The sequence below is a fragment of the Aeromonas enteropelogenes genome, assembly GCF_020097295.1.
GTDB lineage: Bacteria > Pseudomonadota > Gammaproteobacteria > Enterobacterales > Aeromonadaceae > Aeromonas > Aeromonas enteropelogenes.
In genome coordinates this window covers 4,321,126-4,346,742 of sequence record NZ_CP083625.1, presented here as the reverse complement: position 1 = coordinate 4,346,742, position 25,617 = coordinate 4,321,126, and the positions used below count along the sequence as shown (strand labels likewise).

Below are 25,617 nucleotides of genomic sequence, written 5' to 3'. Positions count from 1 at the left end.
GTTTTCTGCACTGTGTGATGCCAAGGGTGTGATGACAACGGACAGGCATCAGGGGATGAGTCGAGAGGCAACAGACGGATGCGTCGCAATCAGGTAATCAAATTCAACGGCCTGGCCCTGCGCAGTGCGGGGGAGGGGCCCTTGTTGCTGCTGCTGCATGGGCTGGGCTCCTCCAGCCTCGATTGGCAGGCGCAGATGGAGCGTTTTTCCGAACGCTATCGGGTCGTGGCCATCGATCTGCGCGGTCACGGCCAGAGCATGCAGGAGGGGCCGTTTGACGTGCCCACCCTGGCGGCCGACGTGGTGGCATGGCTCGATGCACAGCCTGGGCCTGCCTGGGTGGTGGGGCTCTCCCTGGGGGCCATGGTGGCGCTGGAGCTGGCGCTGCAACGGCCCGACAAGGTGAGCGGTTTGGTACTGGTCAACGGCTTTAGCGAGTTTTTGCTGGAGACGCCGAAAGAGCAGGAGCGTTACGCCCAGCGTCTGAAGTGGTTGCGCTGGTTCGGCATGCGGCCGCTGGCCTGGTGGCTGGGGCGGGAGCTCTTTCCCGGTCCGGATCTCGCCCAGGTGCGCCACACCTTCCGGCTGCGTTTCGTGCGCAACCGCAAGAAGGTTTACAAGGCGCTGTTGGAGGCCTTGCCCGGCTGGTCGGTGCGATCCCGCCTCGGTCAGATCTGGCAGCCGGTGGCCATCATCTCCACCAGTCACGACTATCTGCCGCTGGCCAGACGGGTTGAGCAGTTCGCTGCCCTGCCCAATGCCACCATTCACACCCCCAATGGTCATCATGCCTGGCCGGCGGAAGATCCTTCCGGGTTCAATCAATTGCTTCACCGGATTCTAGAAATTCATTAAACTTGTCGCTTTTTTTAGCCGTGTATGTCTTGGCCCGCTTCCCTTGCCACTGGCAAAAGGCAACGGAAGCGGGCTCAATTTGCTTTTAAAACAGGTATTTCCTCATGTCTGAAGTAATGAAAATGGCCATCGATGATGGTTCGACCAACGTCAAGGTGAGCTGGATTGAGAACAAGGTGCTCAAGACCATCATCTCTCCCAACTCTTTTCGCAAGGATTGGAAGAGTGCCGCATTGCGCAAGGACAAGAAGATCTACAACTACGAAATAGGCAACACCAAGTACACCTATGACGCCACCTCCGACAAGTCGCTGGCAACGACTCACGTGGAGTACCAGTACGACGATCTGAACCTGCTCTCCGTGCACCATGCCCTGCTGCAGACCGGTGTGACCCCCTGTGACGTGGCCATCACGGTAACCCTGCCCATCACCGAGTTCTACAACCCGGATGACTGCCAGCGTAATGAAGAGAAGATCGAGAAGAAGCGCCGCAACCTGATGCGTGACATCAGCCTCAACAAAGGTGAGCTGTTCAATATCGTCAGCGTCGAGGTGATGCCGGAGAGCCTGCCTGCGGCCCTGTCCCGCCTCATTGGCTCGGGCTGCAACGAGTTCACCAAGACCCTGGTGATCGACTGCGGTGGTACCACCCTGGACATGGGGATCATCGTCGGTGAGTTCGACGACGTCTCCGATGTCTACGGCAACAACGAGATCGGCGTCTCCATGGTGACCGACGCGACCCGCAAGGCGCTGGCGGCGGCGGATAGCGACTCCAGCTATCTGGTGGCCAACGAGTTCATCAAGCGTCGCCACGACATGAGCTTTGTGAGCGACGTGGTGAACGACGAGAGCCAGATCCCGCGCATCCTCGAGAAGATGCAGAACAAGATCGACGAACTGGGCTCCCAGGTTGCCCACGAGGCGAAGAAGTTCGCCAAGAACCCGAACCGGGTCTATCTGGTCGGTGGTGGTGCCTCCCTTATCTATGATGCGATCAAGGCGGCCTATCCGACCCTGGGTGAGCGGGTTGAACTGCTGGACGATGCCCAGGCCGCCTTGGCCCGCGAGATCTGCCTCTACACCACCGAAGAGGACGAGGTCTATCGCGAGGCGCCTGTGATGGCCGAGGTCGCCGATGAGTAGTCAACTCAAGCGCATGACCTTCTCCATCTACATGGATCCGGGTGCGCTGGAGTCTGATCGCTATGCGGTCGGGGTGCTGCAAAACTGGTATCAGCGGGCACGCAAGATCCAGGATGGCAGCGAGGAGTTCGACTTCTCCAAGAGTCGGTTCCACAAGGATATCTATCTCTCCGGCATGTTCATGTATGTGCTGGCCCCCAATTTGTGCAAGGCCATCGCCAATGCCCTGGGGCCTGAGCAGGTGAGCATGACCACCTTGCGCCACGCCTTCGCCAGCTGTGGCTTCTTGCTGGGAGCGGAGGATACGCCATCCTCCGATACCCTGATCGACGAGATAGTGGCCAGATTGGCCCCCCGGCTGGAACAGGGGGACAACCGGGCGCTGGCGGATGAGATAGTCCAGCGTCTGGGCCAGCAGGCTGCGGCGCCGGTGCCGGACAACCTGGTGGACGAGATAGTGAGCCGGTTGGGTGAACAGCAGTCCACCGAACTGTGGGATGAGTTGCGCCAGGGGTTGCCGGCCCCTCTGGATCATGATCAGCTGGCCGAGGCCATCGCGGGCAAGTTGCCGGCCGTGGGGACTGAGCCGGATCTGGCGCCCCTCGCCAGCAGCATCCAGCTGCTCTCGCGCCAGCTTGAGGAGCAATCCAGGCTCATTCGTGAGCAACACCGGCTGATCCAGCGCCTGGCCAGTGCGCCTGCTCGCCAGAGCACTGCCACCGAAGCCCCTGAGCCTCTGGTGGAAGATCTCTCGAGCCAGGTGGCTAACATGAGAAAAGTGAAGACCAAGGGGATCTTCTAAGAAGATCTCAATGACCTTCGTCAAGGTAAAACAGATGAAGAAAGTAGTATGGATGGCGTGCTGCGCCTTGCTGTTATCGGGGTGTGCTCGGCAGACCTTTTTCGTGCACGAAGGTAACCCAGGCCAGCCAAACAGAGAAGTGAGCCATGATTTTGTACTGGCGGGGATTGGCCAGAGTGAGATGGTTGATGCTTCCTTGGCTTGCCATGGGGACCCGAGGAAAGTTGTGCGGGTTGAAATGCAACAGAGCCCACAGGATGCGCTGATGGCCGTCTTGACACTGGGAATATATACCCCGAGAACTGCTCGGGTTTATTGCAATCTGTGATTTTGGATTAGATATTGAAGGGCCTCGAATGGGGTTGGTCTCCCTCTCTGGATTTTGATAATGTGTGCGCAGCGTGGAGTGTTGTTTTGTTTATATAATTGATAGTAAACAATAATATTTCATTGCGTGGCACCGGCAGAGCGGGGGGGAAATAATGTTGTCAGGGATAATAAAATGAAAAAAATGGTATTGACTGCGGTCGTTGCAATGATGATCGCTGGTTGTGCCCAGCAAGGTTTTACCGTGCATTCCGGTAATTCAGTGAAACCCACCAAAGAAGTGACCCATCACTTCTTCATCTCAGGCCTCGGTCAAAGCAAAACCATCGATGCTGCTGCCGTTTGCAACGGTGCCGACAAGGTAGTGCGGGTCGAAGCGCAGCATACCTTCCTCAATGGTTTGCTGGGTGCCGTGACCTTCGGTGTTTACACCCCTCGCGAGGCGCGTGTTTACTGCGCCGGTTAATCACTGTCGTATACATGTTTGCAAAAAGCCGACCCTATGGGTCGGCTTTTTGTTGGTGCAAAGAGTGGCTGAGCAACTCACTCGTGCGAGCAGACTGGGCAGTCTGGCCGTTTGGGCAGTTTCATCTCGCGAAAGCTGCCGCCAAGGCCATCGATCATCAGCAGGCGACCGCTGTAGCTCTTGCCCATGCCGGCCAGCAGCTTGATGGCTTCAAGAGCCTGCAGGCTGCCCACCAGACCGACCACGGGTGCCAGCACCCCGGCCTCGACGCAAGTGAGGGCCTGCTCGCCGAACAGGGCGCTGAGGCAGGCATAGCAGGGCTCTCCCTCCTGCCAGGTGAAGCTGCAGATCTGCCCCTCCATCCGGATGGCGGCGCCGCTGACCAGGGGCACCCCGTGCTGGCGGGCCTTTTGGTTGAGCAGGTTGCGAATGGTCAGGTTGTCGGTGCAATCGAGCACCAGCTGGTGCAGGGGCAACAGGGTATCGAGCAGCGCCTCGTCGGCGACGGTGGCGTGGGTGTCGACCTTGAGCCAGGGGTTGAGGGCGCGCAGCGCCTGGGCAGCGGAGTCCACCTTGTACTGGCCCACCCGGACATCTGTGTGCAGCACCTGGCGCTGCAGGTTGGAGAGCTCCACCTTGTCAAAATCCACCAGGGTAAGCTGGCCAACCCCCGCCACCGCCAGATACTGGCTGGCGGCGCAGCCGAGGCCCCCGGCGCCAATCACCAGCACATGGGCCTGCTTGAGCGCTTCCTGTCCCTCGAAGTCGAAGGATTTGAGGATGATCTGGCGGTTGTAGCGCAAGAGCTCGGCGTCGGAGAGGATCTCGCTCACAGCAGCAATCCCCCGAACGGCTCGACGGTGACGGTCTCACCCGCCGCGACCCGACCGCGCTCGCGCTCAAGGACGATGTAGCAGTTGGCCCGCGACAGGGAGCTGAACACGGCGGAGTCCTGGGAGCCTGTGCTGCGCACTTCGAGGCCGCTTGGACCTTGGCAGAGGATACCGCGCTGGAAGTCCAGACGCCCCGGGCTCTTCTTGAGCGGCTCGGCAGCGACGGCCTGGAGCTGGAGCGGGCGCTCGAAACGCTGACCGGCCAGTTTGGCCAGCGCCGGCTGCACCAGCTGATCGAAGGTGACCATGGCGGAGACCGGATTGCCCGGCAGGCCGAAGAACCAGGCATGGGGCAGGCGGCCGAAGGCGAACGGCTTGCCCGGCTTGATGGCGAGCTTCCAGAAGCCGATTTCGCCAAGCTCGTCCAGCAGCTGTTTGGTAAAGTCCGCTTCCCCCACCGAGACGCCACCCGTGGTGATCAGCACATCGGCCTCCTGATCGGCCCGGATGAAAGCGGCGCGCAGCAGGTCAGGATTGTCGGGCAGGATGCCAAGGTCGAGGCAGTCGCACCCCAGACGCGCCAGCATCGCCTTGACGCCGTAGCGGTTGGAGTCGTAGATGTCGCCGTGAGCGAGCGGGGTACCGACCGGTTTGAGCTCGTCACCTGTGCTGAAGATGGCGACCCTGAGCGGGCGGCGCACGCTGACGGTGGCGATGCCAAGAGAGGCCAGCAGTGGCATCTCCCGAGGGGTGAGGCGGGTGCCGGCGCCGAGCACGCAGGCGCCCTTGGCCATATCGCTGCCAGCGCGGCGGATGTTCTGACCCGGCACGGGCTGGCAGAGGAAGGTGATCCGTTCGCCATCGGCCCGGGTCTCTTCCTGCATCACCACCGCATCCGTCCCTGCCGGCACCGGGGCGCCGGTCATGATGCGCACGCAGTGGCCGGCGGGCCACTCCCCCTGATAGGGTTGGCCGGCGAAGGCCTTGCCCGCCATGATGAGCGGCGTGCCCGCGGCGAGATCCGCCAGGCGCACGGCATAGCCATCCATGGCGGAGTTGTCGAACGGAGGCACTGAGAGGGGAGAGGCGATATCGTCCGCGAGGATCCGGCCGAGGGCCTCTGGCAGCGGCAGCTGCTCGGTGTCGCAGCAGCAGGCAAGTTGCTCCAGCATCCCTTGCAGGGCATCGCTCAAGGGGAGTAGTCCGCTGGTATCAAATCCCATCGTCATTACCTCTTTCTATGGTTGAGGGCGGGATTATCACAAAAATCCCTGCGGATGGGCAGGTCGTGGCAGGGTAAAAGTGCCCGTTAGACCATAAAGTATGATTAGGAACGCAAGTTGACTTGAATATTGGCGGCAATGGCCGTTTACTATGCCGCCATACCATAAAGGGCCGCCCGATTGGCCCTCACCGTCCCTGAGCGTGGGAGAGACGACAATGACAACCTTAAGTCAGGAAGCCTTGCTGGTCAGGGCTGCCCTCGAGGCCCAGGGACTGGAAACCCCCCTGGTTGCCAACCAGCTGGATAGCCAGCAGAAGCGGGAAAAGATCGAAGGCCACATGCGCGCCATCATGGAGACGCTGGGGCTGGATCTGGCCGATGATAGCCTGGCCGAGACGCCGCATCGCATCGCCAAGATGTACGTGAACGAGATTTTCTCCGGCCTCGACTACACCACCTTCCCCAAGGTGACGGTGATCGAGAACAAGATGCAGGTGGACGAGATGATCATGGTGCGGGACATCAGCCTCACCAGTACCTGTGAGCACCATTTCGTGACCATCGACGGGCTGGCCCATGTCGCCTATATCCCTCGTGGCAAGGTGATCGGGCTCTCGAAGATCAACCGTATCGTGCAGTTCTTCGCCCGCCGTCCCCAGGTGCAGGAGCGGCTCACCCAGCAGATCCTGCTGGCGTTGCAGACCCTGCTGGGTACCCAGGATGTGGCCATCAGCATCAAGGCGACCCACTTCTGCGTGAAAGCTCGCGGGGTGATGGACTCCACCTCTTACACCACCACCACCTCCCTCGGCGGTGTGTTCAAGACCCAGCCTGATACCCGCGCCGAGTTTTTGGGCGGTTTGCGCAGCTGATACCTGCGGGGCGGTGAGAACCGCCCCTGTACTTTCCCTCTCTGCTGCAGGCTGACAGTTGGCCTGCATTTTTTACCAATAAAAGTCTCAAGGAATAGGCCAGGTCGGTCGATAAGGCTTTTACAATGGGTTGTTTTGACTCCATTCCTTCTTGTTCGGGACACGGGAGACGGCTGTTTGTCCCCTGACGCCCCTTGTTTTACCTCAGGACCAAACTCATTTTCTCGATGAGCTGCGATGGAACGCGGGATCCGGGTCTTTGCCTCGCGCAACAGGCCCGCGGAACCTGTTCACTCAATTTCAGGAAATGCCATGAATACCAGCTCCATGACCATAGGCAAGAAACTGTCGGCCGGTTTTGCCGTGCTCGGCCTGATGGTTGCCTTTATCGGCGGCTTTGCAATCGTTCAGTTTGGCAACATGAACGGAGCGGCGCTGCGCTTTACCGACAGCATACTGCCGGCCGTCAACCGGACCACCCTGATTGGGGATCGCATCAGCGAACTGCGTCGCTATGAACTCGGCTACTTCGTGGTGGCCGAGGATCCGAAACTGCGCGCGGAATATCGTGATGTGGCCGCTGATCTGATCCGCAAGGTGGATCAGCAACTGGCCGGCCATGACCGTACCATCTGGGCGGAAGATGTGGAAGAGCGTCGCGCCTTCGACGGCGTCAAGGCGGAATGGACCCGTTATGTCGCCCTGCACCAGCGGGTCAAGCAGCTGCAGGACAATGGCCAGATGGCCGAAGCCCAGAAAATCTTCCTGGCAGAAGGGGTGCCGCTCTTTGGCTCACTGCATCACTATGTTGACGAGCTGATCCGTATCAACCACGGCTATGCCACAGACTCTCGCTCCGATGTGGTGGCCTCCTACGATGGCGCCAAGTGGAGTGTCTCCATCGCCCTGGTGGTCTCCCTCATTCTGGTGGTCATGCTCTCCATGCTGCTCACCCGCCAGATCCGCGACCCCCTCATCATGCTGGCCCGTCAGGCGCAGCGTATCGCCGGTGGCGAGCTGGGGCAGGGCGAGCTGCAACAGTGGATCAAGGAGAACCGCTTCAACCGTGACGAGCTGGGCCAGCTGGGCAGCGCCATCAACCGGATGCAGACTTCTCTGTCCGAGCTGGTGAGCGAGATCGCCGGATCTGTCAGCCAGCTCAGCAGCGCGGTGGAGGAGGTGAGTGCCATCTCCAGTCAATCTGCCAGCGGCATGGCCATCCAGCAGAGCGAAGTCTCCCAGGTTGCCACCGCCATGAACGAGATGCAGTCCACCGTCAACGAAGTAGCCCGCAATACCACGGATGCCATGAGTGCCGCCAAGGATGCTTCCCGTACCTCGGCCGATGGCAACCAGGTGGTACGTAGCGCCATCAGCAGCATCGAAGAGGTCTCCGAGAAGATTGAGCAAGCCGGTGCCGTGGTCCAGCAGCTGGAGGCGGACAGCGCCAACATTACAGTGGTGCTGGATGTGATCCGCGACATCGCCGGCCAGACCAACCTGCTGGCCCTCAATGCCGCCATTGAGGCCGCACGGGCAGGGGAACAGGGTCGTGGCTTTGCCGTGGTGGCGGATGAGGTTCGCTCCCTGGCCCAGCGCACCCAGGATTCCACCGCCGAGATCAGCAAGATGATCGAGCTGCTGCAAAGCCGCGCCGCCGAGGCGGGCAACGCCATGCAGCTGAGCCGTCACCAGATGCAGGAGAGCGTGGGGCTGGCGCGGGATGCGGGGACCAGCATCGACACCATCAACAGTGCCGTGGTGCGCATCACCGACATGAACACCCTGATCGCCACCGCCACCGAGGAGCAGAACGCGGTGACCGAAGAGCTCAACCGCAATATCGTCAACATTCACAATGCAGCGGACGAGAATGCCCAGGGCGCGAGCCAGATTGCCCAGGCCTGTGGCGAGCTGAGCAAGCTGGCCAATACCCTGCACCATATGACCCAGCGCTTTACCCTCTAAAGCCTTGCTGGCGTGATAACGAAAGGCCCCGCCAATTGGCGGGGCCTTGTCGTTTCTGGCAGTTTTTTTGACCGTAGGGTCGATTAGCGAAGCGTAATCGGCCGACGCCAGACCCCTTACCCGACCATTTAGCTCAGCCCAATGATCTCTCCGTTATCATCGATATCGATATGACGATAGGCTGGCAGGCTGCCCAGGCCCGGCATGGTCATGATGGGGCCCGCCAGGGCATAGACGAAACCGGCGCCGGCGCACAGTTTCACCTCGTCGACGGGGATCTCGAAATCTCGGGGCACGCCCTTTTTCGCCGGATCATGGCTGATGGAGAGGGGGGTCTTGGCCATGCAGATGGGCAGATGATCCCAACCTTCGGCCGAGAGTCGTGCCAGTTGCTGGCGCGCCTTGTCGGAGAGGATGACGCCACGACCGCCATAGCCGCACTCCACCAGGGTGGCGAGCTTGGCACTCAGGCTCATCTCGTCGGGATAGAGCAGGGTGGTCCGGCTCGGCAACGCGCAGGCATCGACCACGGCTTGGGCCAGCTCGGTAGCCCCTTCACCGCCCTGCACGAAGGCATGGGAGATGGCGGTGCCACAGGCTCCTGCGTTCATCGCTTCACTCATCAATAGCTCGAGTTCAGCCTGGCTGTCGGTGGGGAAGCGGTTGATGGCGACCACAACGGGCACTCCGTAACGGCGGGCATTGCGAATATGCCAGACGAGGTTGGCACAGCCCTGGTGCAGGGTGGCCAGATCTTCCCCCTGCAGGCTGGCGGGCAACGGCTGGCCGGGGCGGATATCGAGCAGGCCGCTGTTGGCCTTGAGGCCACGCACCGTGGCCACCAGCACCACGCAGGAGGGGGTGATGCCGGATTGGCGGCTCTTGATGTTGAAGAACTTCTCCAGCCCCATGTCGGAGCCAAAGCCCGCCTCGGTCACCACATAGTCGGTGAGACCAAGGGCGATACGATCGGCGATCACCGAGGAGTTGCCGTGGGCGATGTTGGCAAACGGCCCCGCGTGCACCAGCACAGGGGTCTGCTCAGTGGTCTGCATCAGGGTAGGTTGCAGGGCATCTTTGAGCAGTACCGTCATGGCGCCGGCCACTTCCAGTTGCTCGGCGGTGATGGGGTTGCCGTGGATATCAAGGGCCAGCTGGATGCGGCCGATGCGCGCGCGCAAGTCTTTCAGATCGCTGGCCAGCGCCAGGATGGCCATCAGCTCGGAGGCGGCGGTGATGACGAAGCGATCGCTGCGCTCCACGCCATCGGCCGGCTCTCCCTGACCTATGGTGAGATGGCGCAGGGCGCGATCGTTCATGTCGAGGGTGCGTGGCCAGAGGACCTGAGCCGGATCGATGTCGAGCCGGGTCAGGCCGGTTTTGGTACTGAACTGGTCGCCGAGTTTGCGCTCGTGAAACAGGCGGGCATCGAGGGCGGCGGCGGCCAGGTTGTGGGCGGCACTCAGGGCGTGAAAATCACCGGTCAGGTGCAGGTTCATCTCCTCCATCGGCACCACCTGGGCATGACCGCCCCCGGCGGCGCCCCCCTTGACCCCAAATACGGGGCCGAGGCTCGGCTGACGTATGGTGGCGATACTGGGGTGGCCGATATGGTTGAGCCCCATGGAGAGTCCGAGGGTGGTGACCGTCTTGCCCTCGCCGAGCGGGGTCGGGGTGATGGCGCTCACCAGCACCAGCTTGCCGGCCTTGGGGTTGGCCTGTTTGAGCAGATCCAGGCTCAGTTTGCCCTTGTAGTGGCCGTAGGGATAAAGCAGATGCGGCGGGATGGCGAGGCGCTGGGCCAGCTCGTGGATGGGGAGGCGGGGGGACTGGCGGGAGATCTCGATATCGCTTAGCATCAGCACCTCGTTGGCATGTCGGGGTAGAATATGCGGCGAAGTCTAGTGGAATATAATGGGTAATCCAATGACGAAAACGATTTTATTTGGTGAGGGAGAGAGTGCTCAGGATCCTCTTCTGCTGGATCTCAATGCGCTCTATCACCCGCCCAAACAGCCGCTCACCGCCCTTGGCATTGTCAGCGCCCTGGTGCCCCTGTTCGGGTTTGGCTGGCAGGCGATGACCCAGGACTCGCGCACCCAGCTGCAACACGAGATCGCAAAACGCATCAACAAGCGTCGCAGCGACGAGGCAAACCTCATCCTGATCCTGCAGCTGGCCGCCATGTTTGACTGCAGGGAGCTTGAGGTGACACTGCCCTACGCCTTGAGCGACCAGCAGTTGACGGCGATCCGCACCCGTTTGCCGCGCTGGCTGCTGACCCCGGAGCCGGCACGCCTGCTGGCCCACCTGCCTGCGTCACCTTCTGTCTCCAGTCAGGCTTAGCTTCAGGTCGGCTGATCCCACTTCTGCGGGGCGAGATAACGCTCCTGCACGAATTCGATAAAGCAGCGCACCTTGGCCGAGACGAAGCGCCGGTGCGGATAGACCGCATAAAGCCCCACCTCGCCCTTGTTCCACTCGGGCAACAAGCTCACCAGCCTGCCATCGTTCAGGGCCTCCCCCACGATGAAGGTGGGCTGCAATATGATGCCCTGATCATCACAAGCGGCGCGGGTCAGCGCCACCCCGTTGTTGGCGCGAAGCGGCCCCTGCGGGCGCACGCTTTGTGACTCCCCATCCCGTTTGAAGTGCCACTCCGGCTGGGTCAGGGTGTAGACGAGGCAGTCGTGCTGCCTGAGATCGTCAGGGCTCTTTGGCATTCCCTTGCGGGCCAGATAGGCCGGGCTTGCGCACAGCTCGAGCCTGATCGTCGCCAGCTGGCGCGCCACCAGGGAGGAGTCGCTCAGATGACCGATCCGCAGCGCCAGATCGAACCCCTCTTCCACCAGTGCCACCCGCCTGTCGCTGTATTCGATATCCAGCTTGAGATCGGGGAAGCGCTCGCGAAACAGCGGCAGGGCGGGGGAGAGGTGCAGGTAACCAAAATCCATCGGCACCGACAGCTTGAGAGTGCCGTTGGGCTGCTGGTTGTGGTGGGTGAGCTGGCTGTGGGTCTCTTCGAGCTCCGCCAGCAAGGCCTGCGAGCGCTGATAGTAGAACTGGCCCGCCTCGGTGGGATTGACCTGGCGGGTGGTGCGCGACAGCAGGCGGGTGGCGAGAGACTCCTCCAGCTGCTGCATCAGCTTGGAGGCCATGGCCACCGAGATGCCGAGCTGATGGGCCGCCTTGGTAAAACTCTGGCACTCCACCACCTTGATGAAGGTGCGCATGGCGGCGATCTGATCCATTTTCCATCCTCAGTAAATAATTAATTTAATAAATCACTGATTATTCATTAAGGCAAGGAGGTTAGCATTTTGTTTACCGATGTGAACCCAATGAAGGAACGAACGGATGAAAATGACCAAGGCCCTGCTGGCCTCCTGCCTGTTTATGGCGACCCCCCTGATGGCGGCCGATTACGATGTCGATGCGGCGCACACCACGGTGCAGTTCAAGGTGGGCCACCTCGGCTTCTCGGAACTGGTGGGCCGTTTCAACACCTTCAGCGGCACCTTCAGCATGGATGACGCCAACCCGACCGCCGCCAAGGCGAGCTTCGAGGTGGATGCCGCCAGCGTGGATTCCAACCATGAGGCCCGGGACAAGCACCTGCGCAGCCCGGATTTTCTCGACGTGAAGCAGTATCCCAAGATGACCTTCGTCAGCTCCGCCTATGAAGGCAGCAAGGATAAGGGCGTACTCAAGGGTACCCTGACCCTGCACGGCGTCAGCAAGGAAGTGGCCTTCGATCTGGTCAAGATCGGTGAGGGCAAGGATCCCTGGGGCGGCTATCGCAGCGGCTTCAACGCCTCCACCACCATCAAGCGCAGCGATTTCGGCGTGAACTACATGCTGCCGGGCATCCCTGACGAGATGGCTATCCAGCTGTTTGTCGAAGGCGTGCGCAAGTAATGGGTGCGGCACTTCTGCTTCAAACCCTGGCGGCCCCCTTGGGGGCCGCTTTGCTGTCATGGCGCTGGCCGCGCGCGGCGTATCTGTGGGGGGCGCTGGCCCTCTGGCTGGTGGGCTCGCTGCTGGGCGGTTTCTATGGCGTGCCGGTCAAGGCGTGGCAGTGGCTGCCGCTGACCCTGCTGGTGCCCGCCATCTCGGCCCAGCTGGCGGACAAGCGCGCAGCCTGGTTGCTGTTTGCCGTGGCGGGTGCCCTGGTGTGGTGGCAGGGGCTGGCCTCTGTGCTGGCTGGCGAGCCGCGCATCTGGCTGGCGCTGCTGCCCGCCATCGCCTGGTACGGCGTTGCCACCTGGCAGGGTGATAGCCGCGAGGGGCTGGGTTTTGCCCTCGGCTTTGTCTGGCTGGCGCTGGTGATCGGTATCGATGGCAGCCTGCTGATCGCCCAGCTGGCGGGGGCCCTGGCGGCATTGGCCGGTTTTCGGGCGCTGCTGGCCACCTTTGCCGGGGCGAAAGTGGCGCCTGCCGCCCTGGCGTTGGCGCTGGCCTTCGTCCAGATGCTCGCCTGGCAATACGTGGAGGTGCCTTTGAGCGTCTTGCTGCCGGTCTGGCTGCTGCCGCTGCTGGAGTGGGGGCTTCGCAACACCCGGTGGCAGACCCGTTGGGGGATCCTGATCCTGCTGGCCGGGGTGGGGACTGGCATCAGCCTGTGGTGGGTCTGGCCTGAGGCTTCTCTTTACTGAGTTTTTGCATAAAAAACAGACAATTATGAGCATTTTTGCATACCTGCTCATACTCTTGGCAGATAATGATTGAGCCGCCTATGTGTTTAAGATAAAAAGGATTTTCATTTCACTGGATACACACAGAACCCGGTCATGCCGGGTTCTGTTTGCCTGCTTTGCGGCACATTAAGGAGGCCACAGTTGCGCAGTCAAGGATCTGAGCATCTGTTTTTTCGCCATTTTATCGATCAGGGACGTATCGATGGTCTTTGCATCCTGCTGGTCACCCATCTGCTCCCCGACCGTCCCCGCTTTATCGAGGCCCTTGGCCAGATGGGGCGCATCGCGGCCATCCTGCCAAAGCCCAAATCGGTGCATGCCCCGACCCTGGAGTGGGTATCCCGCCACTATCCCGTCTGTACCCTCAACCGCCAGTGGACCAATGATCCCGATGGTGTCATCGCCCAGATAGCCCCGCTGGTAGCCCCCCACGAACGACTTATCATCCTCGATATTGGCGGTTATTTTGCCAAGACCCAGGCGACCCTGAGCGAGTATTTCGGCCCCCGTTTTCTCGGCGTGGTGGAGATGACCGAGAATGGCCATCAGCGCTACGAGCAGGAGGTGCTGGCGACCCCGGTCGTGTCGGTGGCGCGCAGTCCCCTCAAGCAGGCCGAGGATATCCAGATTGGCCTGAGCGTGGTCTACTCCGCCGAATCGCTGGCCCGCACTCTTAACCGAACCTTCAATGTCTGCGAGGCGGCGCTGTTCGGCTATGGCAAGGTGGGGCGCAGCATCGCCCGCGACCTGCGCTGCCGCAACCTCCATCTGGGGCTGGTGGAGACGGACGTGCTGCGCCAGGTCGAGGCGCTCTCCCACGGCTTTCGCCTGATCACCAAGGAGGAGGCCCTGCGTCGCGCCGAGCTGGTGATCTGCTCCACCGGCAATGGCTCCCTCGATCTCGCGGATCTGCAGGCACTGCGCCCCGGCACCATGGTGGCCTCGGTCACCTCCGCCGACGACGAGTTCGCCTTCTGCTTGGCCCGGCTGCCTTGGCCGAGCGAGGAGGTGTGTCCCCACGTGCTGGCCCTCAATCGTCCCGATGGCAGCCAGATCTATCTGCTCAACCGGGGCGAGGCGGTCAACTTCGTCCATGGCGCCGTCATCGGTGAATACGTCTATCTGGTGCTGGCGGAGATCATGGAGGGGATCCGGATGTTGGCCGCCGGCCCCCTGGCTCCCAGCCTGCTGGAGCTGCCGGAATCCACCATGCGGGCCATCGCCCGCCACTGGCTGACCGATTTTCATGGAGTGACCGAATGAGCGACTTGTCCATCCCGGGCGGCAAACCCCGCATCGAGATCCGCTACTGCACCCTCTGCCGCTGGATGCTGCGTGCCGCCTGGCTGGCCCAGGAGCTGCTCTCCACCTTCGACAGCGAGCTTGGTGAGGTAGCCCTGGTACCGGCCAGCAAGGGTGAATTTCGCATCCTGGTGAATGGCGTGCAGGTGTGGGATCGGGTGGCTGACGAGGGCTTCCCCGAGGCCAAGGAGATCAAGCAGCGGGTGCGCGACCTCATCGCCCCCGAGCGTGACCTTGGCCATGCCGATCGCAAGCCGGCTGCCGAGTAAGGGGACGCTGGTCCTGACAAGGGGCAAGTGTCAGAGACAATAGAAACATACGAAAGAGGGAGGCCGTGGCCTCCCTCTCTTATTAATTGCGGCGCACCTCTATTGTGGCGTTCGCCCGTCGCCAGGGATCAGCTCCACGTCCTGTGGGTTGCCGATATAGCGGGCCCGCTTGTGGGGCTTGATGCGGCTCACATCCACCCACACCAGGCCGTCGATGCAGTGATTGAAGTCGGGGTCGATGCCAAAGTCCATGAACTGCACGCCTCCCGGTTCGCACAGCTCGGAATACTGCTTGTAGAGGGTGGGAATGGCGCAGCCCAGATTGTCGAGACGGGCTTTGAGCTCCTTGAGATCGGCGCCGTAATCCGTGCCTGCGAACAGCGGTGTCGTCATGGGGTAGGGGCGACGCGAGGGGGCCAGCGCAAGCGTGGGGGCAAAGTGCTGGCGATAGAAGCTTACCAGTAGATCCTTGGCCGCCGGCGGCAGGCTGCCGGACAGCGACACCGGGCCAAACAGATAGCGGTAGTCGGGATAGCGGGCCAGATAGGCGCCGATGCCGAACCAAAGGTAATCCAGACCCCGCTTGCCCCAGTAGGCGGGCTGGATAAAGCTGCGGCCCAGTTCAATGGCCTGTTCCAGCCGAGGCTGCAGCTTCTCCTCGAAGCCGAACAGGGTGTGGCTGTAGAGGCCGGCCAATCCCTTGCTTGCCAGCAGCTCGGCCACCGGGGCGAAACGGTAGGCGCCTATGATGTCGAGTCTGGCCGGATCCCAGAGGATGAGGTGGTAATAGTCATCGTCAAAGCCGTCGAGATCCCGCCGTCTGCCGGAGCCTTCCCCCACCGCCCGAAAGGCGATCTCCCGCAATCGACCCAGCTCGCGCAGGATCACCGAATGACCCGTCTCATGACGGCGATAGAGCAGGATGGATTGGCCATCCGGAGTGTGGCCGAGCACCTCGCAGCGATCGATGGCCTGCTTGAGCAGGCGGCGATCCTCCGGCAGGGCGATGGGGGCCTCGGTCGCAAGCTTGCCCGCCTGTCCCCGCCCGATGCGATAGAGGTGGCTTCGCACCAGCCGTGCCGCCGTTTTGGCGGGCAGATCGCCAAGGCTGGAGGGGGGGATCCTGGCCCCAATGGTCATCGGCAGTGTCTGCCCCTGCTGGCGGAACAGCTGGCGAACCAGCAGCAGGCCGGAAGCCGGTTTGCTGAGCCAGGAGAGAAGGTAAAAGCCGAGGCTGTTGCGCCCCCCCAGATGGATGGGCACCAGCGGGGTGCGGGTGCGCTGGGCCAGCTTGATGAAGCCTCCCTGCCAGGGGCCATCTTTTACTCCCTTGGGACCGAGGCGCGATACCTCGCCGGCGGGGAAGATCACCAGCGCCCCTTCCGCCGCCAGGTGCTCCCCCATCGCCAGAATGGCGCGCCTGTCCGTCTTGCCTCCCAGGTTGTCCACCGGCAGCAACAGGGAGCGCAGCGGCGCAAGCTGGGCCAGCAGCTGGTTGGCCACGATTTTCACATCGGGGCGGATGCGGCCGAGCAGGCGCAGCAGCGCCAGCCCGTCGAGAGACCCTATGGGGTGGTTGGCGACGATGATCACCCGGCCACTGGCGGGGATGTGCTCCAGCTGCGCCTCGCTGACCAGGTAGTCGAAGTCGAGCTGGGCCAGCACCTGTTCAACAAAATCGAGTCCGCGCAGGTGAGGATAGCGGCCGGCAAACTGCTGGAAGGCCTGCTCGTTGAAGAGCCAGGCCAGGGCCCGCTTGCTGAGCGGGGCGAGTGCGGGGGAGCCATGCAGGCGGGGAAAGTGCTGGGCAAGCAGGGTATCGACACTGAACATCTGGGGCGCTCCGGCGAGGATTTGCCCCATCATGAGGGTGATCTGTTCCCGCCGTGTGGCAGCGGGATGACAGTTTGATGGCAGGGCGAAGGGTGTCGCCCTGCGGGTTATCGGCGAGGATCAGCCGCGCCAGGCGGCCGTCAGCCGTACCAGTTCCACCAGGGTGGCGACCGCTTTTTCCATGGATTGCAGCGGGATGAACTCGTGCTTGCCGTGGAAGTTGTGACCACCGGTGAAAATATTCGGGCAGGGCAGCCCCATAAAGGAGAGGCGGGCACCGTCGGTGCCACCGCGGATCGGCTTGACCCTGGGGCTCACGTCGGCCGCGATCATCGCCGCCTTGGCCAGCTCCACAATGTGCATGTGCGGCTCAATCTGGCTGCGCATGTTGCGATAGCTGTCGGTCAGGGTGAGCTCAATGCGGGCCTTGGGGTACTCGGCCTGCATGGCGGCCACCCGTCGCTCCATCTCGGCCTTGCGACTGGCAAACCCCTCGTCGTCGAAGTCACGGATGATGTAGTGCAGGCTGCTCTCCTCCACAGTGCCGTTCATCTGGGCCAGGTGGAAGAAGCCTTCGTAGCCCTCGGTGCACTCGGGCGTCTGCTCGGCCGGCATGGCGGCGTGGAAGCGGGCAGCCAGAGTCTGGCTGTTGATCATGCTGCCCTTGGCGGTACCCGGGTGCACGTTGTTGCCGATAAAACGGATGGTGGCGCTGGCGGCGTTGAAGTTCTCGTATTCGAGCTCCCCCAGTTCGCCGCCATCGACGGTATAGGCCCACTTGGCCGGGAACCTGTCCAGCGGGAAGAGGTTGGCGCCGCGGCCTATCTCCTCGTCCGGGGTGAAGCCGACCCAGATATCGCCGCGAGGGATCTCGGGGTGAGCCTGCAGATGATCGATGGCGGTAAGGATCTCGGCGATGCCCGCCTTGTCGTCGGCACCGAGCAGGGTAGTGCCGTCCGTGGTAATGAGATCTTGGCCCAGGTAGTTTTTCAGGAAACGGTAGTCGCGGATGGTCAGCACTTCGTCACCCTTGCCAAGGCAGATATCCCCACCCTGGTAGTTCTCGATGATCTGGGGCTCCACCTGCTCGGCCTCGTAATCGGCGGTATCCATGTGGGCGATAAGACCGATGGCGGGAGCCTCTGGCTGGTTGCCTGGCAGACAGGCGGTGAGGTAGCCGTGTTCGTCCAGAGTGACCCGGGTCAGCCCCAGGGCCTCCATCTCTTCCTTGAGGACTCGGGCAAAGACCAGCTGGCCTTCACTGCTGGGACAGGCGGGATTGGTCTCGTCAGAGCGGGTATGAAAAGTCACGTAACGCAAGAAACGCTCAAGCAGGGTATCCATTAGTAGCCTCCGGTAATGAAAGGTCATTGTGGCCAATCCCGTTTTCTCGCTCATTGCGTCAGCGCAGGTTTTCTCCATTTTTTATGTCGGGGCGTCACTCCCTGACGCGGGCTGATGCGGGTCGGGTTGCGCTGCATAAAGCGAAGGGGTTTCAGGATTTTTAGGCGCCGGCAAAGACCCGCTTTTTGGCTGCGAGGCCCGCCTGGTCAGGGCTGCCCGTCATGGTGGAAAAACGTGACTCTTTTCAGGGGTAAAGGAGGGGGAGCGAATGAGGCGCTATCCCTGATGGCGCCTGCCTGGCAGCGATATTCGCACGGGTGAAAAAAAGGGGATTTGCAACGCGATTTTTTATTGTCACGGCCGGCCTTAAGTGTGTACACTCCGCGCCGATCCAAGGGTAACCCTGACGCAGGCAGAGGCCGCCAGACATCCGGACGATCACACGCCTATAGGGCGAGGCACGCAGAAACGACAGACACTGCTGGGGAATGGTTTCTTTAATACCGGTTAGGCTCCGGTATCAGGGAGAACAACAGACTCTCATTTTGCATTTGACCGAGTGAGCCGACGGCTCATCATCTTCCCTTGTCATGGGCGGTCACTGGAAATGGGTTGGCTGTGGTTGTTGTCGTCTATCAACACGCATGCGTGCTGGCGTCTTCGCATCTCTTCCTTGAACCTTTCTCCTGCTGTCGTGATGGCTGCCGAATGATGAACAGACTGCGTGGCTGATGCTGTCTGTCATCAAAGTACCGCGGTACTACGGCATCGTAGCACCGCATACCGTTGAGCTTGATGTAAAGCCACCAGCCCCACATCAAGACTCGTTACTTCCCAAAATCCACCAGGCAGCCTTGGCTTGCCGCAAATGGTCTGGATGTGATTGAGGGTAACGAAGGCGGCCACTGGCCGCTCATTTGCGAGGCATAGCCCATGACTAACTGGTCCAGCAAGGACTCCTTGAAGGTCTACAACGTTCCCTACTGGGGTGCGGGTTTTTTCAATATCAATGACGCCGGTCATGTGACCGTTGCTCCCGACAAGTCACGCCCTGACGCACAGATAGTGCTCTCCGACGCCATCGAACAACTGCGTCAATCCGGGCTGACCACTCCGGTACTGCTGCGTTTCCCCGACATCCTCAAGAGCCGGGTCGATGCGCTGTTCAACGCCTTCGGTCAGGCCATCGAGAAGTCAGGCTATGAAGGGGACTACCTGTGCGTTTACCCCATCAAGGTAAACCAGCAGCGTCGCGTCATCGAGACCATCAGCCAGTCCTACAGCGACAAGCCCCGGCTTGGCTTGGAAGCTGGTTCCAAACCGGAACTGCTTGCCGTGTTGTCCCATCACCATGAGCAAGGCTCGGTGATCGTCTGCAACGGCTACAAAGATCGCGAATATGTCCGCCACGCCCTCCTGGGCAACCTGATGGGCCACAAGGTCTACATCGTGGTGGAGAAGCCCTCCGAGCTGGAAATGGTGCTGGACGAGTCAGCTCGCCTCAACATCAAGCCCAACATCGGGGTGCGCGCCAAGCTGGCTTCCACCGGCTCCGGCATGTGGGAATCGAGCGGCGGCTCCATGTCCAAATTTGGTCTGTCCGCCTCCCAGATCCTGGCGCTGATCGAGCGTCTGCGCAGCGTCGGCAAGCTGGACTGCCTGCAACTGCTGCACTTCCACCTGGGCTCCCAGATCGCCAACATCCGCGACATCCAGGGCGGCATCCGCGAGTGCGGCCGTTTCTACGCCGAACTGCGTCGCCTCGGTGCCAACATCGAAGTCGTTGACGTAGGCGGTGGCCTGGGTGTGGACTATGAGGGCACCCGCTCCCAGAGCCACTGCTCCGCCAACTACAGCCTCTCCGAGTACGCCAACAACGTGGTGTGGGGCATTGGCGACGTGTGCCGCGAGTTCGACCTGCCGCACCCGACCATCATCAGCGAGTCCGGCCGTGCCCTGACTGCGCACCACGCCGTGCTGGTGACCAACATCATTGGTGCCGAAGGGGTGGAGGTGAACGACATCAGCGCCCCGGACGAAGACGCGCCCACCATTTTGCAAAACATGTGGAAAGGCTGGCTGGATCTGCGAGGGGAAGATCCCTCCCTGCTGGAGATTTTCCACGATTCGGTGGCGGATCTGGCAGACGTCAACACCCAGTACACCATGGGCCTGCTCAACCTCGAGCAGCGCGCCTGGGCCGAGATGCTGCACCAGAACACCTGTCTGGCGCTCAAAGAGCTGCTCAACCCGGTCAACCGCAACCACCGTGCGCTGGCTGACGAGCTCTCCGAGAAGCTGGCCGACAAGTGCTTTGCCAACTTCTCCCTGTTCCAGTCCTTGCCGGATGCCTGGGGTATCGGTCAGGTGTTCCCGGTGATGCCGCTCTCCGGCCTTGAGCGTCCGCTCACCCGCCGCGGCATCCTGATGGACATCACCTGTGACTCCGACGGTCAGGTGGAGCACTACGTCGACGGTCTGGGTGTGGAAAGCACCCTGCCGATGCCGGTGTATGGCGAGAACGAAGAGTGCCACGTCGGCTTCTTCCTGGTGGGCGCCTATCAGGAGATCCTCGGCGATCTGCACAACCTGTTCGGTGACACCCACTGCGCGGAAGTGTGGCTGGACGAGGAAGGCAAGATGGACATCCGCAACGTGGTGCGCGGCGACACCGTCGACCAGCTGCTGCGTTACGTCAACATCGACCCGTCCGTCATTCGCGAGAACTACCAGCGGATCGTCTCCCACCCGGCGCTGGACGACGCGACCCGCAAGGCCCTGCTCGACGAGCTGGAGCTGGGTCTGCAAGGCTACGCCTATCTGGAAGACGAATAAGCGCCCGCGCTTGACCGTTGCCCCGATGGCAGCAAAGAAAAGGGAGGCAGATGCCTCCCTTTTTTCATATCTGAGCGGGTCATACCTGCAAGCTCAGAGCCTGGTGCAAGTCATGCTGCAACTGTTTGCCATCTTCTCCTTGCAGCGTCACCACTCCAAGCTGGACGGCAGTCTCTATGGTGAGGGTGCCGGCCAGCAGGGCATCGAGGGCGGCCTCGCTCAGCAGCATCACCCTGTCATCCGCATGGGGCCCGGGGGTGTGCAACTGCAGCAGCAGTGACTCCTTGCCACGCAGCCTCGACCAGAGTCCGGAGTCGACCAGCAGGATGGAGACGCCGCCCCTGACGCCGGCCTGCTGGAAGCGGTTCTTCAGGGCCTGCAGCCAGGCCTGGCTGCGGGTAAACCCCGCCTCGCCGGTGAGGGGGGACAGACGGGCCAGTCTGTCATCATTAACCGCCGCCGCGGTCGCCATGGCAACGTCGAGCGTACCGGGCCAGCTCTGTTCGAACGGGTTGGGGTAGAGTGCGTCATAACCGCAGGTCTGCCCCATCCCGGGGATGAGGCAGAGCAGGGTCATGCACACGCGCAGGGTGCGTCGCATCATGGGGTCACTATGTTGAACCAGAAGTTGAACTTGTCGAGCAGGCTGACGAAGTCACTGAACTTCTGCTGGTCGCCCTGAACCTTGATCTCGCCGCTGGCGATCTTCTGCTCCAGCGTGCCCTGGCCCAGCTGGATGTCATCCAGGGTTTGCTTGCTCAGGGTGACGGTCACATCCGGCGAGGCGGCGTAGCGGGTGGTGTGGTTGAGTACGGCATTCTCCAGGCTCAGGGTGTGTTTCTCCCCGATGTCGGTGAAGTCCATGTTGACGACCATCTTCTTGCCGGCCGCTTTCTCCGGATTGATCCGCACCGCCAGATAGTCGAACAGCATGCTGGGACTCATGGCGCGAATGGTATCCGGCGAGGCGGTGACGGTACCGCCAGCAGTGGGCACGCCGTTGCGCAGCTCATAGGCCCCCTGCAGATAGACGGAGCGCCATGGGCCGGACTCGGCCTGATAGCCCAGCTGCTCGAGCGCATCGGCCAGCAGCAGCTTGCCCTCCTGGTTGTTGGGGTTGGCGAACACCAGATGCTTGAGCACTTCCGCGACCCAGCGATATTCCCCCTTGTCGAACGACGCCTTTGCTTTCTTCAGCAGCGCTTGCTCACCGCCCATGAACTCGACGTATTTGGGGCCGACCATCTCGGGTGGCAGGTTGTCCAGATCGGAGGGATTGCCGGAGTACCAGCCCATGTAGCGCTGATAGACGGCCCGGCTGTTGTGGCGCAGGGTGCCGTAGTAACCGCGGTTCGGCCAGAAGTCGTTGAGCTCGGGGGGCAGGGCAATCTTCTCCGAGATCTCCTCACCCGTGTAGCCCATGTTCATCAGGCGCACCGACTGGTCGTGGATGTACTTGTAGAGATCCCGCTGCTTCTTGAAGTAGTCGACGATGCTGGCATTGCCCCAGCGCGGCCAGTGGTGGCTCTGGAACTTGACCTGGGCCTGGTCGCCCCAGGTTTCGATGGTCTCGTTGAGGAAGCTGGACCACTTGAGGGCATCGCGCACCTGGGCGCCGCGCAGGGTGAGGATGTTGTGCATGGTATTGGTGGTGTTCTCGGCCATCCAGAGCGCCTTGCTGTCCGGGAACCAGGTGTTCATCTCGGCCGGCGCTTCGGTGCCCGGGGTCATCTGGAAGACCATCCGCACGCCATCCAGGGTGACCTCTTCCCCGGTCTTGGTGATGAAGCGGGTTGGCAGCAGCAGGGAGGGAACGCCGGTGGAGGTAGTCTGCCCCAGGCCGCCATTCACGCCTCCCTGGGCATTGCGCGGCAGCAGGGCGCCATACATGTAGACGGCGCGGCGGGCCATGGCATTGCCGGCGATGACGTTTTCCGAGACCGCATGCTCGGTGAACCCTTCGGGGGCGATGATCTGAACCCCGTTCTTTTTCACCTCGTCCGGCGAGTTGAAGAGGCCGGCAGCCCCGCCGTAGTGATCCACGTGGGAGTGGCTGTAGACCACGGCACTGACCGGCCGCTCGCCCAGGGTCTGGTTGATGAAGGCGAGGGCCGCCTTGGCGGTCTGCGGCGAGATCAGCGGGTCGAAGACGATCCATCCCTTGTCACCCTGGATGAAGGTGATGTTGGAGAGATCGAAGCCGCGGATCTGGTAAATCTTGTCGGTCACCTTGAACAACCCGTACTCCATGTTCAGCTGGGCATTGCGCCACAGGCTCGGGTTGACGGTATCCGGCGCCGTCTTGTCCAGGCCGATATAGGTCTTGTATTGCTCCAGATCCCATACCACGTTGCCCTTGTCATCCTTGATGGTGAGGGTATCCGGTTTGGCGATGAAGCCGCGTCGGGCGTCCTCGAAATCCTGCTTGTCGTTGAATGGCAGGGTGTGCAGCACATTCTGGTTGGCCTGGATGGTAAATTCGCTGGCCGGCTTGGGGTTGATGACGGCCCAGGCCGGCTGCAACAGCAGGGAGCCGGAGAGGCATAGGGTGACAATGGTGTGCGTCGAGAACTTGAGCTTCATCTGTCTTTCTCCAGATTGTGGTGGGTAGGCAGGACCAAGTGTAGTCAGACTCTGATGCCCCCCAGTAAACAGGGTGAGTGACGGGTAGCCGAGATGGCGCCTGACGACATGTCCCATGAACATGGTCAGCGTTGCTCTGTTATTCGGGCGTTGCGGCATTGCGCCGAGGGCACGGCAACGGGGTCGGCACCAGAGTAGTCAAGCCGGCCGCAACAATCATGGCAGCCGGCAATAAACGACAGTTAAGCAGCCGTTAAATGAGGGGGTCAGCTTGCGGCAATCAGGTACAGCTGGCGGATAAACCACTGGAGGGCGGGATCCCGGCCCTGCGCCTGGTGCCAGCTGAGATAAACGGGGCAGTGGCTGGAGGCCCATGGCAGCGGAAAATCCTTGAGCCGCAGGGTGTCGCGCACCTGTGCGACATGCCACTGGCTGACCACGCAGAGCCACTCGGTCTGGCTGACCAGGGAGAGTGCGGTGAGCAGGGCGTTGCTCTCGTAGGCAATCTTGCGGGGAGGCAGGGCCTGGTCACTGAGGCTGCGGATGACCCAGTCGTCCTTGCGGCGCACATCCCAGACCACGTGCTCCTCGGCAAAGAAGGTTTCGAAGTCGAGGCTCTCCCCGATGCGCGGATGATCGGCGCGACAGGCCACCCTGAGCTCCAGGGTCAGCAGGGACTCGTTGCAAAAGCCGGCCTCTTCCAGCGCCGTGCTGGCCAGCACCAGGTCGATATTGCGAAGGCGCAGCGCCTGCTGACGCAGGTGCTCTTCAAACAAGCCAGGCACCGACTCCACCCGGCAATGGGGCGCCACCCTGGCCAGATGGGCGAGCAGTGTTGGCAGCAGCAGGAGATCGAGATCCGGGTGGCTGGCGATGCGAAAAATGCGCTGGCTGGTGAGCGGATTAAACTCCTGGTTGAGCAGCAGGGAGCGCTCCAGGGTGTGTAGGGCGGTGCGGATCTCCCGGTGCAGGGCGAGGGCGCGGCTGGTGGGGATGATCCCGCGGCCATCGCGGCGAAACAGGGGCTCGCCGATGAGATCGCTCAGCCTGCGAATGGCCTGACTGATGGCGGCGGGGGTCATCTCCAGGCTGGCGGCCGCAGCCGATACTCCCTTCTCGATCATGACGCGATCGAAGATGCGAAACAGGTTCAGGTCTATGTGCGGGTAGGGCATTTATGCATCCTCTGCTTGCCTGGTCGATATGGCGCAGGCGCCTCATGCCGGTGAGGCTGCCCATGATGTGAAGGGTGCCCAGGAGATTGCTCATCTTCCATTCAGCCCGATATCATTGTGGCGGACATGGCTGACTGAGAACTTAACAGGAAGCAGATGGCCGTCAATGGGCGATAAACAGCGTCTATCGGAACTTTTTTGCCGACAAATCGCGGTGTCGCCACCCGGACTTGATCTGTATCAAGTTTGTAACGCTCTGGTTACTTTACGGTCGAAAATGATGTTGGTGGTATGACACAAAAGGAAGTTTGTATGGAACTCAAAAGGGACCCGAGATGCTATACCGACGTCTGTATCGACGGTAAGTGGTATCACTATGACCACTGCAGCACGAACGTCTACATGCTGATGGGCGGCGGCGCACCAAGCCTGCAATTGGCCTATGAACCGAGCAGCGAAGAGGAGCTGGTCGAGATGCTCCGCCAGCTTGCCCGCATCTGACTATCCTGTTGGCCATCGGACGCCTTGTCGCGATGGCCATCTTCTTTCCTCGTCAATGGCCCGCTTTTCGATCGAATAATCCCTTGCCAGCTTCCAGCAGTGCCGTCGCCGCGGCATAGGCTTCGCCTGATTTGCCTATTTCGTCAGCCACATAGAGAAAGCCGGACTGGTACTTCTCCACCGCCTCTGTCGGGCTTTGGGCATCGATAAAATCCTCCTGGACCTCGAATCCCTGGGCCAATAACGCCTCTTTCTCAATCAAAAAAGTGGGGGAGGCCATGTCGATAAAGGTGTATTGCTGCCGGTTGGATGCCGGAATGGTGAAAAACTGGTATCTCGCCATCTGAAATTCCTTGCCTGAACGAGGTGATAGATGTTGGCTCTTTCGATCTGTCGTATCTGGCCCTTGCCTCGAACTCCCTGATTCGGGAGAGCGGGTTGGCCATGTTTTGTTTTCGTTCGAGACTACGTCTTTGTCCCCCAGCCAAGCAAGACGAGATAGTTGTTTTTGTGCAGGGAGGTTGAGCTGGCTCTCATCCGGGCCTTGATAGCGGCGAGTTGCCAGGCGAAGTCGCTATCCAG

Annotated in this window: 24 protein-coding genes; 14 read left to right on the top strand and 10 right to left on the bottom strand. The window is 61.4% G+C overall.

The window, feature by feature from the left end:
* Positions 1 to 78: 78 nt before the first annotated feature.
* From LA321_RS20000 to LA321_RS19980, 5 genes are all read left to right on the top strand, one after another.
* Complete coding sequence (locus tag LA321_RS20000) at positions 79 to 855, top strand: alpha/beta fold hydrolase (RefSeq protein WP_042072831.1); 777 nt, start codon at positions 79 to 81, stop codon at positions 853 to 855.
* A 104-nt stretch (positions 856 to 959) separates the two neighbouring features.
* Positions 960 to 2,003, top strand: coding sequence for a plasmid segregation protein ParM domain-containing protein (gene parM, locus LA321_RS19995; RefSeq protein WP_224212234.1), 1,044 nt, complete (start codon positions 960 to 962; stop codon positions 2,001 to 2,003).
* Complete coding sequence (locus LA321_RS19990; RefSeq protein WP_224212233.1) at positions 1,996 to 2,805, top strand: hypothetical protein; 810 nt, start codon at positions 1,996 to 1,998, stop codon at positions 2,803 to 2,805. The genes parM and LA321_RS19990 overlap by 8 nt, the downstream gene beginning before the upstream one ends.
* 10 nt (positions 2,806 to 2,815) lie before the next feature.
* Positions 2,816 to 3,133: a Bor family protein gene (locus LA321_RS19985; RefSeq protein WP_224210000.1), complete on the top strand. Its 318-nt coding sequence runs from the start codon at positions 2,816 to 2,818 to the stop codon at positions 3,131 to 3,133.
* Positions 3,134 to 3,307: 174 nt separating this feature from the next.
* A complete protein-coding gene (locus LA321_RS19980; RefSeq protein WP_042072828.1) occupies positions 3,308 to 3,598 on the top strand; it encodes a Bor family protein in 291 nt (96 codons plus the stop codon).
* A gap of 77 nt (positions 3,599 to 3,675) precedes the next feature.
* Here LA321_RS19980 and moeB read toward each other — a convergent pair whose 3' ends face one another.
* Together moeB and moeA are read right to left on the bottom strand one after the other, a co-directional pair.
* On the bottom strand, positions 3,676 to 4,431 hold the full coding sequence (gene moeB / locus LA321_RS19975) for a molybdopterin-synthase adenylyltransferase MoeB (RefSeq protein ID WP_042072826.1): 756 nt from the start codon (positions 4,429 to 4,431) through the stop codon (positions 3,676 to 3,678).
* Positions 4,428 to 5,654, bottom strand: a complete 1,227-nt coding sequence (gene moeA / locus LA321_RS19970; RefSeq protein WP_042072824.1) for a molybdopterin molybdotransferase MoeA — start codon at positions 5,652 to 5,654, stop codon at positions 4,428 to 4,430. The genes moeB and moeA overlap by 4 nt, the downstream gene beginning before the upstream one ends.
* A gap of 217 nt (positions 5,655 to 5,871) precedes the next feature.
* Here moeA and folE point away from each other — a divergent pair, with 217 nt between their 5' ends.
* A complete protein-coding gene (folE, locus tag LA321_RS19965; RefSeq protein ID WP_042027456.1) occupies positions 5,872 to 6,528 on the top strand; it encodes a GTP cyclohydrolase I FolE in 657 nt (218 codons plus the stop codon).
* A 312-nt stretch (positions 6,529 to 6,840) separates the two neighbouring features.
* The gene (locus tag LA321_RS19960; protein WP_042072822.1) at positions 6,841 to 8,496 is read left to right on the top strand and encodes a methyl-accepting chemotaxis protein; all 1,656 of its coding nucleotides are present in this window, start codon (positions 6,841 to 6,843) and stop codon (positions 8,494 to 8,496) included.
* Between the two features lie 128 nt (positions 8,497 to 8,624).
* Here LA321_RS19960 and LA321_RS19955 read toward each other — a convergent pair whose 3' ends face one another.
* Positions 8,625 to 10,355, bottom strand: a complete 1,731-nt coding sequence (locus LA321_RS19955) for a formate--tetrahydrofolate ligase (RefSeq protein WP_042072820.1) — start codon at positions 10,353 to 10,355, stop codon at positions 8,625 to 8,627.
* A 67-nt stretch (positions 10,356 to 10,422) separates the two neighbouring features.
* Between LA321_RS19955 and LA321_RS19950 the strand changes: the two genes are divergently transcribed.
* The gene (locus tag LA321_RS19950; RefSeq protein ID WP_026458566.1) at positions 10,423 to 10,842 is read left to right on the top strand and encodes a hypothetical protein; all 420 of its coding nucleotides are present in this window, start codon (positions 10,423 to 10,425) and stop codon (positions 10,840 to 10,842) included.
* Positions 10,843 to 10,844: 2 nt separating this feature from the next.
* On the opposite strand, the gene LA321_RS19945 is transcribed toward LA321_RS19950, so the two are convergent.
* Positions 10,845 to 11,747: a LysR family transcriptional regulator gene (locus LA321_RS19945; protein WP_042072819.1), complete on the bottom strand. Its 903-nt coding sequence runs from the start codon at positions 11,745 to 11,747 to the stop codon at positions 10,845 to 10,847.
* Positions 11,748 to 11,853: 106 nt separating this feature from the next.
* Here LA321_RS19945 and LA321_RS19940 point away from each other — a divergent pair, with 106 nt between their 5' ends.
* The 4 genes from LA321_RS19940 to LA321_RS19925 all read left to right on the top strand — a co-directional run bounded on the left by LA321_RS19940 (position 11,854) and on the right by LA321_RS19925 (position 14,764).
* Positions 11,854 to 12,414, top strand: a complete 561-nt coding sequence (locus tag LA321_RS19940; protein WP_042027448.1) for a YceI family protein — start codon at positions 11,854 to 11,856, stop codon at positions 12,412 to 12,414.
* Entirely contained in the window at positions 12,414 to 13,151 is a 738-nt protein-coding gene (locus LA321_RS19935; protein WP_042072818.1) for a hypothetical protein, read from the top strand. Before LA321_RS19940 ends, LA321_RS19935 begins: the two co-directional genes overlap by 1 nt.
* Positions 13,152 to 13,334: 183 nt before the next feature.
* Positions 13,335 to 14,456: an adenosylhomocysteinase gene (locus LA321_RS19930; protein ID WP_042027443.1), complete on the top strand. Its 1,122-nt coding sequence runs from the start codon at positions 13,335 to 13,337 to the stop codon at positions 14,454 to 14,456.
* A complete protein-coding gene (locus tag LA321_RS19925) occupies positions 14,453 to 14,764 on the top strand; it encodes a SelT/SelW/SelH family protein (RefSeq protein ID WP_042027442.1) in 312 nt (103 codons plus the stop codon). Before LA321_RS19930 ends, LA321_RS19925 begins: the two co-directional genes overlap by 4 nt.
* 99 nt (positions 14,765 to 14,863) lie before the next feature.
* Here the strand turns inward: LA321_RS19925 and LA321_RS19920 are convergent, their stop codons facing one another.
* Together LA321_RS19920 and pepT are read right to left on the bottom strand one after the other, a co-directional pair.
* Positions 14,864 to 16,597, bottom strand: coding sequence for a lysophospholipid acyltransferase family protein (locus tag LA321_RS19920; RefSeq protein WP_042072816.1), 1,734 nt, complete (start codon positions 16,595 to 16,597; stop codon positions 14,864 to 14,866).
* Positions 16,598 to 16,717: 120 nt separating this feature from the next.
* Positions 16,718 to 17,941, bottom strand: coding sequence for a peptidase T (pepT, locus tag LA321_RS19915; protein ID WP_042072815.1), 1,224 nt, complete (start codon positions 17,939 to 17,941; stop codon positions 16,718 to 16,720).
* 933 nt (positions 17,942 to 18,874) lie between these two features.
* On the opposite strand from pepT, the gene speA reads away from it, so the two are divergent.
* Positions 18,875 to 20,776: a biosynthetic arginine decarboxylase gene (speA, locus tag LA321_RS19910; protein WP_042027439.1), complete on the top strand. Its 1,902-nt coding sequence runs from the start codon at positions 18,875 to 18,877 to the stop codon at positions 20,774 to 20,776.
* Between the two features lie 79 nt (positions 20,777 to 20,855).
* Here the strand turns inward: speA and LA321_RS19905 are convergent, their stop codons facing one another.
* From LA321_RS19905 to LA321_RS19895, 3 genes are all read right to left on the bottom strand, one after another.
* Positions 20,856 to 21,380 (bottom strand): hypothetical protein, encoded by a 525-nt coding sequence (locus LA321_RS19905; protein WP_042072814.1) that lies wholly within the window; start codon positions 21,378 to 21,380, stop codon positions 20,856 to 20,858.
* The gene (locus tag LA321_RS19900) at positions 21,377 to 23,359 is read right to left on the bottom strand and encodes an alkyl/aryl-sulfatase (RefSeq protein ID WP_042072812.1); all 1,983 of its coding nucleotides are present in this window, start codon (positions 23,357 to 23,359) and stop codon (positions 21,377 to 21,379) included. Before LA321_RS19900 ends, LA321_RS19905 begins: the two co-directional genes overlap by 4 nt.
* Before the next feature lie 266 nt (positions 23,360 to 23,625).
* Positions 23,626 to 24,534, bottom strand: a complete 909-nt coding sequence (locus LA321_RS19895; RefSeq protein ID WP_042072811.1) for a LysR substrate-binding domain-containing protein — start codon at positions 24,532 to 24,534, stop codon at positions 23,626 to 23,628.
* Positions 24,535 to 24,846: 312 nt separating this feature from the next.
* On the opposite strand from LA321_RS19895, the gene LA321_RS19890 reads away from it, so the two are divergent.
* Positions 24,847 to 25,035 (top strand): hypothetical protein, encoded by a 189-nt coding sequence (locus tag LA321_RS19890; RefSeq protein ID WP_042072810.1) that lies wholly within the window; start codon positions 24,847 to 24,849, stop codon positions 25,033 to 25,035.
* 52 nt (positions 25,036 to 25,087) lie between these two features.
* Here the strand turns inward: LA321_RS19890 and LA321_RS19885 are convergent, their stop codons facing one another.
* Positions 25,088 to 25,378, bottom strand: a complete 291-nt coding sequence (locus LA321_RS19885; protein WP_042072809.1) for a hypothetical protein — start codon at positions 25,376 to 25,378, stop codon at positions 25,088 to 25,090.
* Positions 25,379 to 25,617: the final 239 nt, after the last annotated feature.